At 46.2% G+C, this 15,637-nt stretch carries 11 protein-coding genes, 5 tRNA genes and 1 pseudogene; 16 read left to right on the top strand and 1 reads right to left on the bottom strand.

Going from position 1 to position 15,637, the window contains the following annotated elements:
* Window positions 1–25: 25 nt before the first annotated feature.
* On the bottom strand, window positions 26–1,396 hold the full coding sequence (locus Q0668_RS01670) for a DUF1549 domain-containing protein (RefSeq protein ID WP_298859309.1): 1,371 nt from the start codon (window positions 1,394–1,396) through the stop codon (window positions 26–28).
* A gap of 648 nt (window positions 1,397–2,044) precedes the next feature.
* Between Q0668_RS01670 and Q0668_RS01675 the strand changes: the two genes are divergently transcribed.
* The 16 genes and pseudogenes from Q0668_RS01675 to Q0668_RS01750 form a co-directional block, all read left to right on the top strand.
* Window positions 2,045–3,715 carry a sigma-70 family RNA polymerase sigma factor gene (locus Q0668_RS01675; protein WP_298859310.1) on the top strand — a complete coding sequence of 557 codons (1,671 nt, stop codon included), beginning with the start codon at window positions 2,045–2,047 and terminating at the stop codon, window positions 3,713–3,715.
* 447 nt (window positions 3,716–4,162) lie between these two features.
* A tRNA-Thr gene (locus Q0668_RS01680) sits at window positions 4,163–4,235 on the top strand.
* A gap of 83 nt (window positions 4,236–4,318) precedes the next feature.
* Window positions 4,319–4,400 (top strand) — tRNA-Tyr (locus Q0668_RS01685).
* A 32-nt stretch (window positions 4,401–4,432) separates the two neighbouring features.
* Window positions 4,433–4,503, top strand: a tRNA-Gly gene (locus tag Q0668_RS01690).
* A gap of 37 nt (window positions 4,504–4,540) precedes the next feature.
* Window positions 4,541–4,613: transfer RNA gene (locus tag Q0668_RS01695), tRNA-Thr, on the top strand.
* Between the two features lie 151 nt (window positions 4,614–4,764).
* A complete protein-coding gene (gene tuf / locus Q0668_RS01700; RefSeq protein WP_298859312.1) occupies window positions 4,765–5,961 on the top strand; it encodes an elongation factor Tu in 1,197 nt (398 codons plus the stop codon).
* 105 nt (window positions 5,962–6,066) lie between these two features.
* Window positions 6,067–6,234 carry a 50S ribosomal protein L33 gene (gene rpmG / locus Q0668_RS01705; protein WP_366918856.1) on the top strand — a complete coding sequence of 56 codons (168 nt, stop codon included), beginning with the start codon at window positions 6,067–6,069 and terminating at the stop codon, window positions 6,232–6,234.
* 82 nt (window positions 6,235–6,316) lie between these two features.
* Window positions 6,317–6,389: transfer RNA gene (locus tag Q0668_RS01710), tRNA-Trp, on the top strand.
* A 136-nt stretch (window positions 6,390–6,525) separates the two neighbouring features.
* Complete coding sequence (secE, locus tag Q0668_RS01715) at window positions 6,526–6,957, top strand: preprotein translocase subunit SecE (protein WP_298859316.1); 432 nt, start codon at window positions 6,526–6,528, stop codon at window positions 6,955–6,957.
* 175 nt (window positions 6,958–7,132) lie between these two features.
* A complete protein-coding gene (gene nusG / locus Q0668_RS01720) occupies window positions 7,133–7,714 on the top strand; it encodes a transcription termination/antitermination protein NusG (protein WP_298859318.1) in 582 nt (193 codons plus the stop codon).
* 88 nt (window positions 7,715–7,802) lie between these two features.
* Complete coding sequence (rplK, locus tag Q0668_RS01725; RefSeq protein WP_298859320.1) at window positions 7,803–8,228, top strand: 50S ribosomal protein L11; 426 nt, start codon at window positions 7,803–7,805, stop codon at window positions 8,226–8,228.
* An 88-nt stretch (window positions 8,229–8,316) separates the two neighbouring features.
* Window positions 8,317–9,021 carry a 50S ribosomal protein L1 gene (rplA, locus tag Q0668_RS01730; RefSeq protein ID WP_298859321.1) on the top strand — a complete coding sequence of 235 codons (705 nt, stop codon included), beginning with the start codon at window positions 8,317–8,319 and terminating at the stop codon, window positions 9,019–9,021.
* A 75-nt stretch (window positions 9,022–9,096) separates the two neighbouring features.
* Window positions 9,097–9,615: a 50S ribosomal protein L10 gene (gene rplJ / locus Q0668_RS01735; RefSeq protein WP_298859323.1), complete on the top strand. Its 519-nt coding sequence runs from the start codon at window positions 9,097–9,099 to the stop codon at window positions 9,613–9,615.
* 135 nt (window positions 9,616–9,750) lie between these two features.
* Window positions 9,751–10,161 (top strand): 50S ribosomal protein L7/L12, encoded by a 411-nt coding sequence (gene rplL, locus Q0668_RS01740; RefSeq protein WP_298859325.1) that lies wholly within the window; start codon window positions 9,751–9,753, stop codon window positions 10,159–10,161.
* 532 nt (window positions 10,162–10,693) lie between these two features.
* A complete protein-coding gene (rpoB, locus tag Q0668_RS01745) occupies window positions 10,694–14,410 on the top strand; it encodes a DNA-directed RNA polymerase subunit beta (RefSeq protein ID WP_298859327.1) in 3,717 nt (1,238 codons plus the stop codon).
* Between the two features lie 101 nt (window positions 14,411–14,511).
* Window positions 14,512–15,637: pseudogene (locus tag Q0668_RS01750) on the top strand (DNA-directed RNA polymerase subunit beta'); the annotation flags it as partial.

Genomic DNA, 15,637 nt, shown 5'->3' on the forward strand with positions numbered 1-15,637 from the left:
AGAGCACCCTGTGGCAGCGAAGGATTCATATCAAAACCTGCATGATTTCTTTGCGTAGATTTTTATCTTCACCCGTCAAATTTTTGACCGAGGCTGCTACAACATCGGGTCGTAAGCGAGAAGGTCTGATCGCAGTAAACAGTTCTGAAGTCGAGGAAATAGTACGCATTTCACGTTGATAGACTTGGGAATTCATAATCAGCCGAAAGACCCATTTGGGATCAAAGTCCTTGTATCTGAAGTTCGCTGCGATCCGGTTTACGACCGGCTTGTGCATCACATCACTGTCGGGTCCGAGGCTGTCTACATCGTAGAAGCCATCACCGATCACTTCACTCCAGATTCGATTCACATAAGCCCGGGCAAACCAGTAGTTTTTCGGGTTATATGCCAGATAGGCGGCAATCGAAACGCGTCGCGCATCTGACTTCATTGTTTCGTATGGTTTTTCTCCCAGCAGAAACCGGGGTTTGACAGTGGTTTTTACTGTTGGATCATCCTTATCTGGCATTTTATAAGTGTAAGGGTGGAAGAAGGCGGCCAGTTCATGAAATTGTTCGCGTTTCCAGTTATCAAAAGGATGGTCATGACATTCAGCACATTTGATGCTGATGCCCATGAAAATACGGGCCGTCTGGGAAGCCAGTTCTGTAGATTTGTTTTCACAAGCGAGTACAAAATTATTAGGACCGTATTTCTGGCCATAATCATTTCGCACTTTTTTATTCCGCTGTGGAGTTGCCGAAATCAGCATGACGGTAATGTAATCCCAGGGAGCTCCTTTTTGGAATTGCTCTGTCAGCCAGTCTTCCAGCGCTTGGGGACTAATTCGATTTTTGTTGGCTTCGCTATCATAAAAAATGACGGAGGTCCAATAGCGGGCCCATTTTCGCGCGTAGGCTTCGGTTTCCAGTAATTCGTCAATCAAGATGGATCGTTTCCTCCGACTTTGACTTGAGGTGAAAGAACTGATTCTTTCCGGCGAGGGTAGTTCGCCTGTTAAGTCGAGATAGACGCGCCGAATAAAAGTTTCATCATCGATGATCTTTGCGAAGGATTTCGTAGCCGGGCCGAGTTCCTGCTCAAGCGCTTTATCCAGGTCGGCAGAACTGAAACTGATTCTGCTGGCAATTCTGCGTGTGGGCATCGTTTGTCTGATGTACCCCAGAAGCTGCATCTTTTGTTCCTGAGTTTTCAGGGGGGGGAGATTCAGTGGGGGGGCTTTTTTCTTTTTTTTCGGTGCTGCTTCCAAAGTTGTTGTAAGAATCAGACAAATCAGTGTGACCCAAATGATCAATTGGCTGGAAACAGAATAATTCGATTGACCACGCTTCAACATAAAATAACCCGCTTCCGATTGAGAATTTCGGAGAATCGAGGATGGAATTGAGTTCAATGAAGAAGATCTCTTCATTGATTCGACAGGATAAAGAACTGCGGAATTCTGAACGACTTTTACAACGCAGAGTCTGATCCAGTTACTCTAATGGTATCCACCTTGGGGTAAAGGTAAATAGATTTTGATGAAATCAAAGTGAGGCGATTTGAGATATATTCCAACTGGTGATACATGTTCACGTTTTGATGAAATGGCAGTTGGCATCAAAAAAAGTGAGGCAGGGGCTGAAGCAAGTATTGTGCACATTATTGATCAGTAGTAATTTGTATATATATTTGTGGTCGATGTCTCAAGTTTGAAATGTGAGCTGTTTCACACATTTAATTTCCAAGAGTTGCGGTATTCCACCGAATCACATTCTGTTTGAAAGGGTCAATATTGGGGAGATGGCAGGAGAATCAACTTTTTCGAATCGTTATAAGATATTTTTGGTAAATGACTTAAGTCAAATTGAGTCCTGTGGTTTTGGTTTTATACCGCTCGATTCCTAAGTTAAAAAAAGGATTTCAAAAAAATTATTTACGTGTGAACTTTTTGTTCTCAATTTCGTCTATAATAGCGTAGTAAGAGGCGGAACCTTGTGAGAGCTTGCGTGAAGGACGCGTTGGTTGCCAGGGGTGGCTTACAAAATGGGGGGTGGTAGTCATGGTTAGTTCAAAATACAACAATCCGGCAATGAAGCAGTTGGCCGATCAGCAGATGAAGTTTGCTCCGAGAGAGGTCAAGCTGGAACAGATTAGCCGTTCGGAAGAGTTTTTATCAGAAATCGATCTGGATCAGGATTATTCCTACCCGGAAATCTGTAAACAGGTTACCACATATCGCGGTGAGCTTTATCCCGATCTGGTAATTTCCGGCAAAGACGTCTTTCATGATTTACGTTGTTTGATCGAAGATCTGTCTGATAGCGCCCAGATCAATGTAGAGGATGAAAAAGAGCAGGTTTTGACGGTACAGGACCTCAGTGAAAAATTCAATATTTCCACCAAGACCGTAGATCGCTGGCGAGACAAAGGGCTTGTCAGTCGTCGTTTTCGGTTTAACGGACGAAAGCGTGTTGGCTTTTTGAAATCGTCAGTTGATCGTTTTTTGCAGAAGAACCGTGGTCATATTATGCGTAGTATGAATTTCAGTCAGTTAAGTGATGAGGACCGGGAAGAAATTCTTCGTCGGGCCCGACGACTGGCCCGCTATGGAGGTTGCCCTGCAGAAGTCAGTCGCCGCATCGCGCGACATATGAATCGTTCGCCTGAGACAATTCGATATACGTTAAAAAACTTTGATCGGGAGAATCCTGAGTTGGCAATCTTTCCGAATGCTCCAGAAAAAATTACAGATCAACAGAAACGAGATATCTACAATAGTTCCCGGCGTGGTATTCCGGTCGAAAAACTGGCACGCCGTTACTGTCGAACGAAGGCAAGTATCTATCGGATTATTTCAGAGGCGCGTGCAGTACGTCTGCACGCCCAGAAGATCGATTACATGTACAGTGACGAATTCGATCTTCCGGATGCCGAGAAGCTCATTCTCGGACCTCCTCCTGAAATTGATAAAAGTAAGGAAAAAATTCGGACGCCGCCCGGCTTACCACCCTATCTGGCAAGCCTGTACTCCATTCCTCTCTTGAGGAGAGAAGAGGAGGCGTACTACTTCCGAAAATTCAATTACCTGAAGTACAAAGCATTTCAGATTCAGGAGGGTCTTGACCCGAATCGTCCTAAAGCACGTGACATGGATCAGATCGAAAAACTGATGGATGAAAGTATCGATATCAAAAACTTTCTGATTCGCAGTAACCTTCGTCTGGTCGTCTCGATTGCGAAGCGTCACATTCGGCCGGGAGGCAACTTCTTTGAAATGGTCAGTGATGGCAACATGTCGCTGATTCGGGCGATCGAGAAATTTGATTACACCAAAGGGAACAAGTTTTCGACCTATGCGAGTTGGGCGATCATGAAAAATTATGCTCGTTCCATTCCAGCAGAGTATAAAGTTCTGGATCGGTTCCGGACGGGTAACGAGGAGCTTTTCTTTCAATCAACGGATGACCGGGAGAGTCAATATGGAGAAGAACTGGTCAATCGGAAGCAACATGCTGTGATCATGAGTATTCTGGATCAGTTGGATGGTCGCGAGAAAGATATCTTGATTTATCGCTATGGTCTGAATGCACGAAATGAACCTCAGACACTTGAGCAGGTGGGGAATCGTTTTGGAGTGACCAAGGAGCGAATCAGGCAGTTGGAGTCTCGTGCTCTGAAAAAGTTACGTCGGATTACTCAGGTAGAACGGGTTGAAATACCGGGAATTTAAGGCAGACTATTCCAGGCCTTTTTGGCCTAGGTTAGTGAGTGAGTTCTCCCCTTAAGAACAGGCATGGTTTTGTAAATCATGCCTGTTTTTTGTTTAGTGCGGCTTTTCCCTCTGAGGTGGTTGGGAGAGCCCTGTTTTGTTGTTTACTGGTTGGAACTTAGGCTTGGCTGTGTTCAGGTGCTTCATCTGTTGCTGAAATAATACTTTCTGGAGGACAAAAAGTGTGTGCCTTTGCAATGGAAAATCTTAGGCCATATAGGCATACATCATGAAGAAAAGATAACAATTTTTCTAATCAGCCTGTCGTTCACACTTGCAAGCAAGTGCCTGATTGCTATATTGAGCAGCTTACTGAGTTTCGACGGGGAAAGTACCTCTTTAGCCAGGCGAGTTGTTCGGGTTGCATGAGGCTTGAAGCCTACTAGCTTAGTTTTTTTAGGTTAGCAGGCTAGCGTAGCTCAATTGGCAGAGCATCGGTTTTGTAAACCGAAGGTTGTGGGTTCGATTCCCACCGCTAGCTCTTTAGCCTTAGAACTGCGATGCTTTTTGATGTAAAGGTAGTGCAGTAGTTGGCTTATGGATTCCAGCTTCGGCTGGTTGGGAGGGGGAATTCCCGAGCGGCCAAAGGGGTCAGACTGTAAATCTGATGGCTACGCCTTCGCAGGTTCGAATCCTGCTTCCCCCAATTTGAAAGAGAAGTTTTACTGGTTACGGTATGCGGGTGTAGCTCAATGGTAGAGCCCCAGCCTTCCAAGCTGGTTGTGAGGGTTCGATTCCCTTCACCCGCTTTTTTAATATAAGAAATAAATTTAAACATCAAATAACGCTGCTGTGGCTCAGTTGGTAGAGCGCGTCCTTGGTAAGGACGAGGTCATGGGTTCAAGTCCCATCAGCAGCTTTGTAGGTAAGAGTTAAAAAGTGGTTTCCAGGAGGTGTGTGCCTCTTGCGTGCGGGTGTTGCAATTGTTTGTACCTCGCTATTAGTTTTGTTGGTCTTATTGTTTTGGGTTTGGCTGTGTGCCAGTCCTGAAAAAGGGGTTTTAAAGAGAGATGGCTAAGGAAGTCTTTGAGCGAACAAAGCCGCACGTAAATGTTGGGACGATCGGGCACATCGACCATGGTAAGACAACTTTGACGACAGCGCTATTGGCTGTGCAAAGTGAAAAGGGTCTTGCTAAGATGAAGAGTTATGCTGATGTCGCGAAGGGGGGAACCGTTCGTGACGCGACCAAGACAGTGACGATTGCTGTGAGTCACGTGGAGTACGAGAGCGAAGGTCGCCACTATGCTCATATTGACTGTCCTGGTCACGCTGATTATATCAAGAACATGATCACCGGTGCTGCTCAGATGGATGGTGCCATTCTGGTAGTATCAGCCGCTGATGGTCCTATGCCTCAGACGCGTGAGCACATTCTGCTTGCTCGTCAGGTGGACGTACCAGCTCTGGTTGTCTTTTTAAACAAGTGCGACCTGGTTGACGATGAAGAGTTGCTTGAGCTGGTCGAAATGGAAGTTCGCGACCTGCTGACCAAATACGGTTTTCCTGGAGATGATATTGTCATCGTTCGTGGAAATGCCAAAGGGGCACTCGATCATCCTGGCGATGAAGCATTCAACGCATGCATCGGTGAATTGATGGATGCATTGGATAACAATATTCCCGCTCCTGCACGTGAAGCTGACAAGCCATTCCTGATGGCGATCGAGGATGTCTTCTCTATCGCTGGTCGTGGTACGGTTGTGACAGGTCGAATTGAGCAGGGTGTGATTACCGTTGGTGATAAAGTTGAGATTGTTGGTCTGCGTGACACGCAGGAAACAACTTGTACCGGCGTTGAAATGTTCCAGAAGACCCTGAATGAGGGGCAGGCCGGTGATAACGTCGGTATTCTGTTGCGTGGAACAAAGAAGGAAGATGTCGAGCGTGGGCAGGTTTTGGCTGCTAAGGGTTCGATTCCTCCTCATACCAAGTTTGAAGGTCAGGTTTACGTTCTAAGTAAAGATGAAGGTGGTCGTCATACTCCGTTCTTTAACGGTTATCGTCCCCAGTTTTACTTCCGTACTACTGACGTGACCGGTTCAACAACATTGCGGGGTGGTGCAGAAATGTGTATGCCTGGCGATAATGTTGAAGTAGAAGTCGAACTTGGTAAGCCTATTGCCATGTCAGAGGGAAGTCGATTTGCGATTCGCGAAGGTGGTCGCACGGTTGGTTCTGGTGTGGTAACCAAGATTGTAGAGTAGGATTTTTTCGTCCTGCTATTTAAATAAAACGGTGTCCACTCTGTTTTTAATCGGAGTGGGCACCTTAAGATTTACAGGTTAGTCGTATTTGTTGTCCTTTGGGGCATGAGGTCGGTTATGGCACGTGAATATGTTTGGTTGGAATGTACTGAAACGGGAATGCGCAACTATCGGGTCAGCAAAGAGACTCGTGGTACAGAGCGGCTTGCGTTGAAGAAGTACTGTCCAAAATTACGGCGTCACACTTTACATAAAGAGTCTCGCAAGAAGTAGGACTTGCTGGCCGGGGTTTTGTGACTGGTGTCAGGTTTTGAGTTGCTTCCGGTGGTCAAAATGTTTGGTCAGTTCGATTTGAACGGGTGTAGCTCAATTGGCAGAGCACTGGATTCCAAATCCAGCGGTTGGGGGTTCGATTCCCTCCGCCCGTGTTTTTGTGTGTTGCATTTGCTGCGAAGGCTTTACTAAGAGGCAGCAGTCGCTTGCTCTTTAACGAAGGTTTTTAAAGGCAGGTTTGCAATTTAATTGTTCGCATCTGAACTTTGTATTATTTAGTAAATTGGTCCAATGGCTAAATCCAAAACAGTGCAAGGATTTTCCGCTACTTTAGTGAGTAGTGGTTTGTATAAGAGGAATCAAGGGCGTCTGGTGCGTCAGTTGACGGCAATAGGCATGGTGGCCATTGCAATCTTTGGTGCCTATTCGCTTTATAACGTTTTGCCAATCGGGATGTCGGCCGGAATGCAAAAGGGGATCGCAGTGGCGGTCGTGGTAATTTGTACCTGGTTGTCTTATCGTGTGGTCAATTTTCCACGTTTTGCTGATTTCCTGATTTCTGTCGAAGCAGAAGTGGGGAAGGTGACCTGGGCGACCTGGGACCAGTTGTGGCGTTCGACTGCTGTGGTTATTGTATTGATGGTGTTTTTGTCATTTTTGCTGCTGGCCTTTGATGTACTTTGGCAGGCATTCTTCAGATTGATTGGTTTTCTTCAGATTTGAAGCAGAGGAATACGCCTTTCAGTGATTTGAAGAGATTTTTGATCTCTGCTTATTGAATTAATTGTGATTCCTGCTCATTATGGGCGATTCCTGTTTTTTAGCAGTCTCTTTTAATTGCAGCATTCGAGTGAATATAGGGGTAACCGTATGTGACGGACCCTGTTAAAGGTGTCTAATGAGTAATGATTCGGATTCTGAACAAACTGAACAAGCTGAAGGCTCTGGAAATCGCCTTTGGTATGTGTTGAAGGTGCAGAGTAACCGGGAAAAATCGATTCGAGAGGCATTGTTAAGAGGGATCAAAAGAGACGGGCTGGAAGAATACTTTGGGGAAATCATTATTCCCACGGAAAAAGTTGTTGAAACAAAAGGTGGCAAGAAGCGAGTTTTTGAGCGAAAGCTTTATCCTGGTTATCTGATGATCCAGGTCGAGTTAAATGATGACAGCTGGTATCTGGTACGGTCAACAAATGGAGTAGGCGACTTCACTGGAGCAGCCGGTAAGCCGATTCCCATGCAGGAACATGAAATATCCCGGATGTTGGGACGCGAAGAATCGAAAGAAGAGACGCCAGTAAAAATTAAGTTGGATTTCCAGAGTGGTGATATTGTCAAAATCAAAGACGGTACTTTTGAAGGGTTTGAAGGTACGATCGATGCGATTGATGAAGCCAGTGGCAAAGTGACGGTCCTGATTGAAATATTCAGTCGTCCCACTCCCACGGAATTAGAGTATTGGCAGATTGAAAAAGTCTGACAGATCTTTCGGTCTTGTCGGTAATAGTTCTTGCCGGTAATAATGTTGATTAATGTGTACTAGTTAAAGAGTTTTGAAAGTCGGTCGAATGGCTAAGCAGCTTGTTGCAGAAATTAAAGTTCAGATTCCCGGTGGTCAGGCGACTCCCGCTCCTCCTGTGGGTACTGCTTTAGGGCCGCATGGAGTGAATATTGGACAGTTTGTCCAACAGTTTAATGAGCGTACCAAAGATATGGCTGGCACAACCATTCCAGTTGTGATCAGTGTTTTCAATGATCGTTCTTTTGATTTTGTTATGAAGAGTCCGCCGGCGGCTGTGTTGCTCAAGCAGGCAGCGCAGATTGCGAAAGGGTCCGGTAGCCCTAAAAGTAACAAGGTGGGTAAAGTGACCATGGATCAGTTGAAAGAAATAGCAAAAACCAAGTTTGAAGATTTGAATGCTTCAGACATTGATCAGGCTGCCAAGATTATCGCTGGCACGGCCCGCAGTATGGGGTTGGAAGTCGAAAAATAATCTTTTCAATGAATTAAGATAGGGGTCTTTGAGACCGATTCTGAGCCAAATCAAGTTAATATAGAAACCGTATTTCGGGTAGAGTGTAATGGGAAAACAATCGAAGAGAACCAAATTTTACAACGAGAAACTGGCGGGACTGAGTTCTGTCAGCCTGGAACAAGCCGTTGAGGCATTAAAGTCTCTGGATGGTGGTCTTCCGGCTGCTATCAAGCCGGTTAAGATGGATCAGACTGTGGAGCTGGCCGTTCGGCTGGGCGTTGATCCACGTCAGGCTGATCAGCTGGTGCGTGGTTCTATCATTCTTCCGCATGGTATCGGGAAAACACAGCGAGTGATTGTTTTTGCTCAAGGTGCCAACCTGGAAGCTGCTGAAGCTGCTGGTGCTGATGCTGCCGGTGGTAAAGAATTAGCAGAAAAGGTCAAAGGGGGCTGGCTCGATTTTGATGTGGCGATTGCTACACCCGATATGATGGGTGTTGTTGGTCCGCTGGGTCGTGTGTTAGGTCCCCGTGGTTTAATGCCTTCTCCTCGTGCGGGTACCGTCACTCAGGATGTGGCCAACGCAGTCGCAGAATACAAGGCGGGTAAAGTTGAGTTTCGTGTTGATGCCGGCGGCAATGTGCATTGCCGGGTTGGCAAGATGTCCTTTGATCCGAATCAGTTGGTAGAGAATATTCAAGCAATGTTGAAGTTTTTAGATTCATTGCGACCCTCATCTGTCAAAGGGACTTATGTGCGAAATATCGCGATTTCCTCAACCATGAGCCCTGGGATTGCAGTTGCACTCTGAAACATTGTGAATGCGATTTGCTCAAAGCAAAGCAAAGCAACTGCATTCGCCAATCAATAAGCTGAAAGAGATCTAATGAGTAAATTCGTAAAAGAACTGATCATCTCTGAGATCGAGTCTCGGATAGGCGATGTCCAGGATTTTGTAATTGTGGACTCTGCCAAATTAGATGCGATCACCGATAACGGTTTTCGGGTTAAGTTGCAGGAAAAAGGGATTAGCGCTCTGACAGTGAAGAATTCCCTGGCTCGTCGCGCATTTGCGAATGCCGGCGTTGAAGGTTTGGGAGATGTTTTAAAGGGTCCTTCCACACTGGTATGGGGTGGCGAAGACATTGTCGCGCTTTCAAAAGAGATGTCAAAGTGGGCGTCTGAGGTTGAAGAGTTGGCGATTAAAGGCGGCTTGACTGAAGGGACTTCACTCTCATCAGACGATGTCCAAAAATTAAGCAAGAGTCCTGGTCGAACGGAACTGATCGGCGAAATTGTATCCCGTATTCTGGGGCCTGGTGCTCAATTGGCGGGTGCACTTTTAGGTCCTGGTGGAACCGTGGCAGGTCAGATTAAATCGATCGCGGAGGGGGATGAGTCTTAAAGCGGTGATCCGTTTGAAGATGAATCAAATGTGTGTTGGTATTTGTAACAACTGCTGCTCAGGCGATGCAGCGTTGGTTTGATTTATAGTGTTGAGAGATTTTATTTTACGCATTCGTGCGAAAGGAAAGAGAAGATGGCGACGGCCGAAGCAACAACTGAGTTTAGTGACGATAGCAAAGCACTGGGTGACAAAATTGCTGGATTGACTTTGCTCCAGGCTAGAGAACTGGCTGACTACCTTGATGAAGTTCATGGTATCAAAGCCGCTGCTGGCGGAGCTGTAATGGTTGCTCCCAGTGGAGATGGTGGTGGTGCAGAAGCTGCTGCCGAACAAACCGAGTTTGATGTCATTCTGACTGGTTTTGGAGATGCTAAGATCCCCGTGATCAAAGTAGTCCGCGCTGCAACAGGTCTCGGCCTGAAAGAAGCAAAGGATCTGGTCGAAGGGGCTCCCAAGCCGCTGAAAGAAGCTGTTTCGAAAGAAGATGCCGAATCTCTGGTTAAAGAGGTTGAAGAAGCAGGTGGTACTGCTGAGGTGAAATAAGTAGTTTTAGGGGAAAGCCGTTCCGAACGACCCTGTGCTGAAATGATTTTGGCACAGGGGAGTGGGTTGCAGTATATGTATGTTTATTGCCGGTTTTTTTCTTCGTGCAATTGAAGTGTTCTGTTACGCTGTTTAGAATAGGCTGTGTTTGCTGATTGGCTCTATTGAGTTGATTATGTTACCGTAGCCTTCAAATTGTGTTCTCAGAAGCGTTTTTTCATTGGTTGCATGAACTGCTTAAAGTTTGTTTCTGTAAGTTTATCTGCTTCGATCAGTCATCGTTTCAGTCCCACTTGGTCGAAGCAATCGACTCATTGTACTCTCTTTTGAATAGCAAAGTCGTATTGAGCGATTTATCAGGCTTTGAATTAGTCGAGCGATTCGCCTTTAATGCAGCTGTCGGGGCTGTATTCTCTCGAGGTACGCGCTGCTGTTCCTCGCTATTCTTGGTTTGTGCTCTGTCAGGTTTATATCATCACTCGCATAGCGCATTTCCACATCTGGCACCAGGTAAGTAGAAAAGATCATCTTAATGCCGATTCCAGCACAGCGAACGATTCCAACAAATTCCGTCAAAAACTTTGGTAAGATTGAACATAGTTTTGAACTGTCTGATCTGACGCAGATTCAGACCTCTTCTTATGCTAAATTTCTCCAGGCTGATAAATCGCCTCGGGAAAGAAAGAACCAGGGTCTTGAGGAAATATTGCGAGAAATATTTCCGATCGAAAGCTATCAAGGTCAGTACCAGTTAGAGTACGTCAAGTATGAACTGGGTAAGACGCGATATACCCCCACCGAATGTCGCCAGCTCCGGATGACGTATGGTCGTCCCTTTCGTGTCTGGCTGCGTCTGGTAAAAGAGCAGCCTATCGAAGAAGAAGTTTATCTGGGTGACTTGCCGATCATGATTGGTGGCGGCGAGTTTATTATCAATGGTGCGGAACGCTGTATTGTCAGTCAGTTGCACCGTTCTCCCGGCGTAGACTTCGTGCTGAGTTCAGAACCCGGCGAGAAGAAAGAATATTCTTGTCGCGTGATTCCGGAACGAGGTAGTTGGATTGAGTTGGTTGTTGGTAAAAAAGATACACTGGGTGTGCGTATCGACCAAAGCGGTAAGTTCTCTGCAATGACTTTGTTGCGGGCGATGTCAAAAGATTATTCATCAGATACTGATTTGGTCAAACTGTTTTACAAAACCAAATCGGAAAAAATCGTCAATTCTTCTGCCGCTGAGAAACTGACTGGAAAGATTGTTGCAGAAGATATTGTTTATCCTGCCGGGCATGAACGCTGTGGGGAAGTGATTCTGGATTGTTGTGGAACGATCACAGAAGAAATGATTGAAGAGATCTGCGATACCGGTTTGAAAACCATTGAAATCGTCTTAGATGTCGCTGACGTCCTGGTTCTGCAGAGTATTGCAGAAGACCCGACTTCGACACACGAAGAAGCGTTGTTGCGAATTTATTCACGTTTACGTCCCGGTAACCCTCCGCAACTGGAACGCGCCATTGATTTGTTCAAGGAAAAATTCTTTGATGTCAACCGTTATCGATTGGGACGCGTCGGGCGATTCAGGATCAATCGAAAGTTCAAGCAGGATGTGCCTGATACCGAGATGACATTGCGTCCGGAAGATTTTATTAATTCCATACGTTATCTCGTACGACTTCGCGTTGGTGACTCTTCCGCTTACGTCGACGATATTGACAATCTGGGTAACAGACGTTTGCGAACGATTGATGAGTTGGCGGCCGATGAGATTCGTAAAGGATTTCTCAAATTGCGTCGTACTGTGCAGGAACGGATGACTCAAAAAGACGTAGAGGAGATGTCACCTCGCACCTTGATCAATCCGAAAAGTGTTTCTGCGGCGATTGACTTCTTCTTTGGTCGTAGTGAACTTTCTCAGGTGGTTGACCAGACAAATCCACTTTCCATGTTGACGCACGAACGTCGGTTGAGTGCCCTGGGGCCTGGTGGTTTGAATCGAAAGCGTGCGGGTTTTGAAGTCCGCGATGTTCACATTTCTCACTATGGGCGCATCTGTCCGATTGAGACTCCTGAAGGTACCAACATTGGTCTGATTTCCAGTTTGAGTATTTTCTCTAAAGTCGATGATTACGGATTTCTGATCACCCCTTATCGGTGTGTCAAAAATGGAAAACTAACAGATGAAGTCCACTGGATGCGTGCAGATGAAGAAGCTGAAGTGCATGTGGCTCCCGCTGACACACCGGTACTCAATGGTAAATTCGCTGAAGACCGTGTGATGGCCCGCTTCCGCGATGATGTAGTCTGGATCGCTGGAAGTGATGTCGATTACATCGATGTGGACCCCGCACAGATGGTGGGGATTTCTGCCGGTTTGATTCCCTTCCTCGAGCATGACGATGCAAACCGTGCCTTGATGGGTTCTAACATGCAACGTCAGGCGGTACCTCTGTTAATTGCAGAGCCACCTTTGGTTGGTACAGGGATGGAAGTGGCGGTAGCTCAAAACTCTGGAATGGTTGTACGAGCTGAAAAAGCGGGCAAGGTGACTTATGTTGACGGCAATGTCGTGGAAGTTTCCGGTAAAAAATATCACTTGCGGAAATATGAAGGTCTTAACGAACGCACCTGTTTGAATCAGACACCTGCCGTTCAGATTGGAGATCAGGTCAAAAAAGATCAGATCCTTTGTAACAGTGCTGCTGCATCCGATGGATTGCTGGCACTCGGCCGAAACGTGCTTGTGGGCTTCATGTCCTGGGATGGTTATAACTACGAAGACGCGATCATTCTTTCAGAACGTCTTGTGAAAGAAGACGTTTATACTTCGATTCACATTGATGAATTCGATGTGGAGATTCGTGAAACAAAACTGGGTCGCGAAGAGTTCACGCGCGATATCCCTAATGTGAGTGAAAAAGCATTAAGGCATATCACTGAAGAGGGGATTATCAAGGTTGGAACCCGCGTTCGTCAGGGAGATATTCTTGTCGGAAAGGTTTCGCCGAAAGCCAAGGCTGAACTCACGCCAGAAGAAAAACTGCTGCATGCTATCTTTGGCCGTGCAGGTGAAGATGTTAAGAACGAATCGCTGGAAGCATCCAGTGGCGTTGAAGGAATCGTCATTCATACTGAAAAATTTGCACGTCGGATGAGTCTGACGGACTTAGATCGCAAAAAATATGACGAAGAACTTGCAAAGGTGGAAGAGCAGGGCAATCAGGAAATTGCTACCGAATTCCGTGAATTTTTGAAAACATTTGAAGCCGCCCTGGGGCAACCTATGGTTGACGACGATGGTCGTAAAATTCGTGATATTCCTGAAGACAAATTTGTGTCTCAGTATGCTCATGATTTTCTATCTCATCTGGATAATCTTGATATACGCAGCCCGCAGAAAAAGGCGGACTGTCGTGCCATCATTGACGATTCATGGCCTCTCATGGAGGACGTGATTGAAACCTGTGACCAGCGCGTCAACAGTATGAAACGCGGCGAAGAATTGCCCAATGGTGTGCTGCAGATGGTGAAAGTCTATGTGGCTTCCAAGCGCCAGATTTCAGTGGGCGACAAGATGGCGGGGCGTCATGGAAATAAAGGGGTGATTTCAAAAGTATTACCGATTGAAGATATGCCCTTTACGGAAGATGGTACTCCCATTGACATCATGTTAAATCCGCTGGGTGTTCCCAGTCGTATGAATGTGGGGCAGATTCTGGAAACCCATTTGGGCTGGGCTGCTGAGAAGCATGGCTTCCGTGCCGTTTGTCCGGTATTTGATGGGGCCAAAGAGTCACAGATCATGGAGTTTCTGGATACATGCGGTCTACCCGCTGATGGCAAGGCACAGTTGTATGATGGTCGTACCGGTGAAGCTTACGAACAGAAAACGACAGTGGGCCAGATTTACATGTTGAAACTGCATCACCTGGTGGATGATAAAGTTCATGCTCGATCGACGGGTCCTTACTCATTGATTACTCAGCAGCCTTTGGGTGGTAAAGCCCGGTTTGGTGGTCAACGATTTGGGGAAATGGAAGTCTGGGCATTGGAAGCCTATGGTGCAGCTTACATTCTGCAGGAACTGTTAACAGTGAAGAGTGACGATGTAGAAGGTCGTACTAAGATTTATGAATCAATGGTAAATGGTGAGAATACATTGGAAGCAGGTACGCCAGCCAGCTTTGACGTGCTAAACAACGAAATTCGTGGACTTGGTTTGAATCTACAGCTGGAAAAGAATCCCGGTTGATGCCTGATCCTTCATAGCGGGGATCTGGTTTCAAAGTGAAGAATTCTTTTTCAGGATCAATGTCTGATCATAATTAGTTCAGAAAATAAGGAGCGTGCAGAGTGAGTGTTGCACAGACAGCTTACGAGCGGATTAACGATTACGGTTCCGTAAAAATTGGTTTGGCTAGTCCACACGATATTCGGAGTTGGTCATTCGGCGAAGTGAAAAAGCCGGAAACGATCAATTATCGAACCTACCGGCCTGAGCGCGATGGTTTATTCTGCGAACGGATTTTTGGTCCTGAAAAAGACTGGGAATGTGCCTGCGGAAAATATCGGGGCATGAAATACAAAGGCATGATCTGCGATCGATGTGGTGTTAAAGTGACACACAGTCGTGTTCGTAGAAAACGAATGGGTCACATCGAACTGGCTGCGCCCATCGTGCATATCTGGTTCTTCAAATCAATGCCCAGCCGCCTGGGTGCTTTGTTGAATATGAAGACGACCGCCTTGGAAAAGGTGGTTTACTTCCAGGACTATGTGGTCACCGATCCGGGGGATACACCTCTGGAACTTTGCCAGACCATGACTGAGGAGGAGGCGCGTCAGAATCAGGCCAAGTATGGGCCTGGCGCATTTGAAATTGATATGGGTGCAGAAGCGATCAGGAAACTCCTGATGGGTCTGAATCTGGTAGAGATTTCTGAACGACTTCGAAAAGAGTTATTCGAAACAAACAGTCAGCAGAAACGAAAAGACTATATCAAGCGTTTGAAAATAGTAGAATCGTTGCGCGATAGCGATAATCGTCCGGAATGGATGGTTCTGGAAGTCATTCCCGTGATTCCACCCGATCTGCGTCCTTTGGTGCTTTTGGATTCCGGTAACTTTGCGACAAGCGATTTGAATGACCTTTACCGGAGAATCATCAACCGCAATAACCGCTTGAAGAAACTGGTTGACCTGAATGCACCGGAAGTGATTGTACGCAACGAAAAGCGAATGTTGCAGCAGTCTGTAGATGCATTGTTTGACAATAATCGTTGTAAGCGACCTGTCCTTGGTTCTTCCAACCGTCCGTTAAAATCTTTGACTGATATGATCAAAGGTAAGCAGGGGCGTTTCCGTGAAAACCTGCTTGGAAAACGTGTTGATTATTCTGCACGTAGTGTGATTGTTGTTGGTCCGGAATTGAAACTGCATCAATGTGGTCTTCCTAAGAAAATCGCATTGGAACTGTTTC

The sequence above is a fragment of the uncultured Gimesia sp. genome, assembly GCF_937910335.1.
In the GTDB taxonomy this organism is placed as follows: domain Bacteria; phylum Planctomycetota; class Planctomycetia; order Planctomycetales; family Planctomycetaceae; genus Gimesia.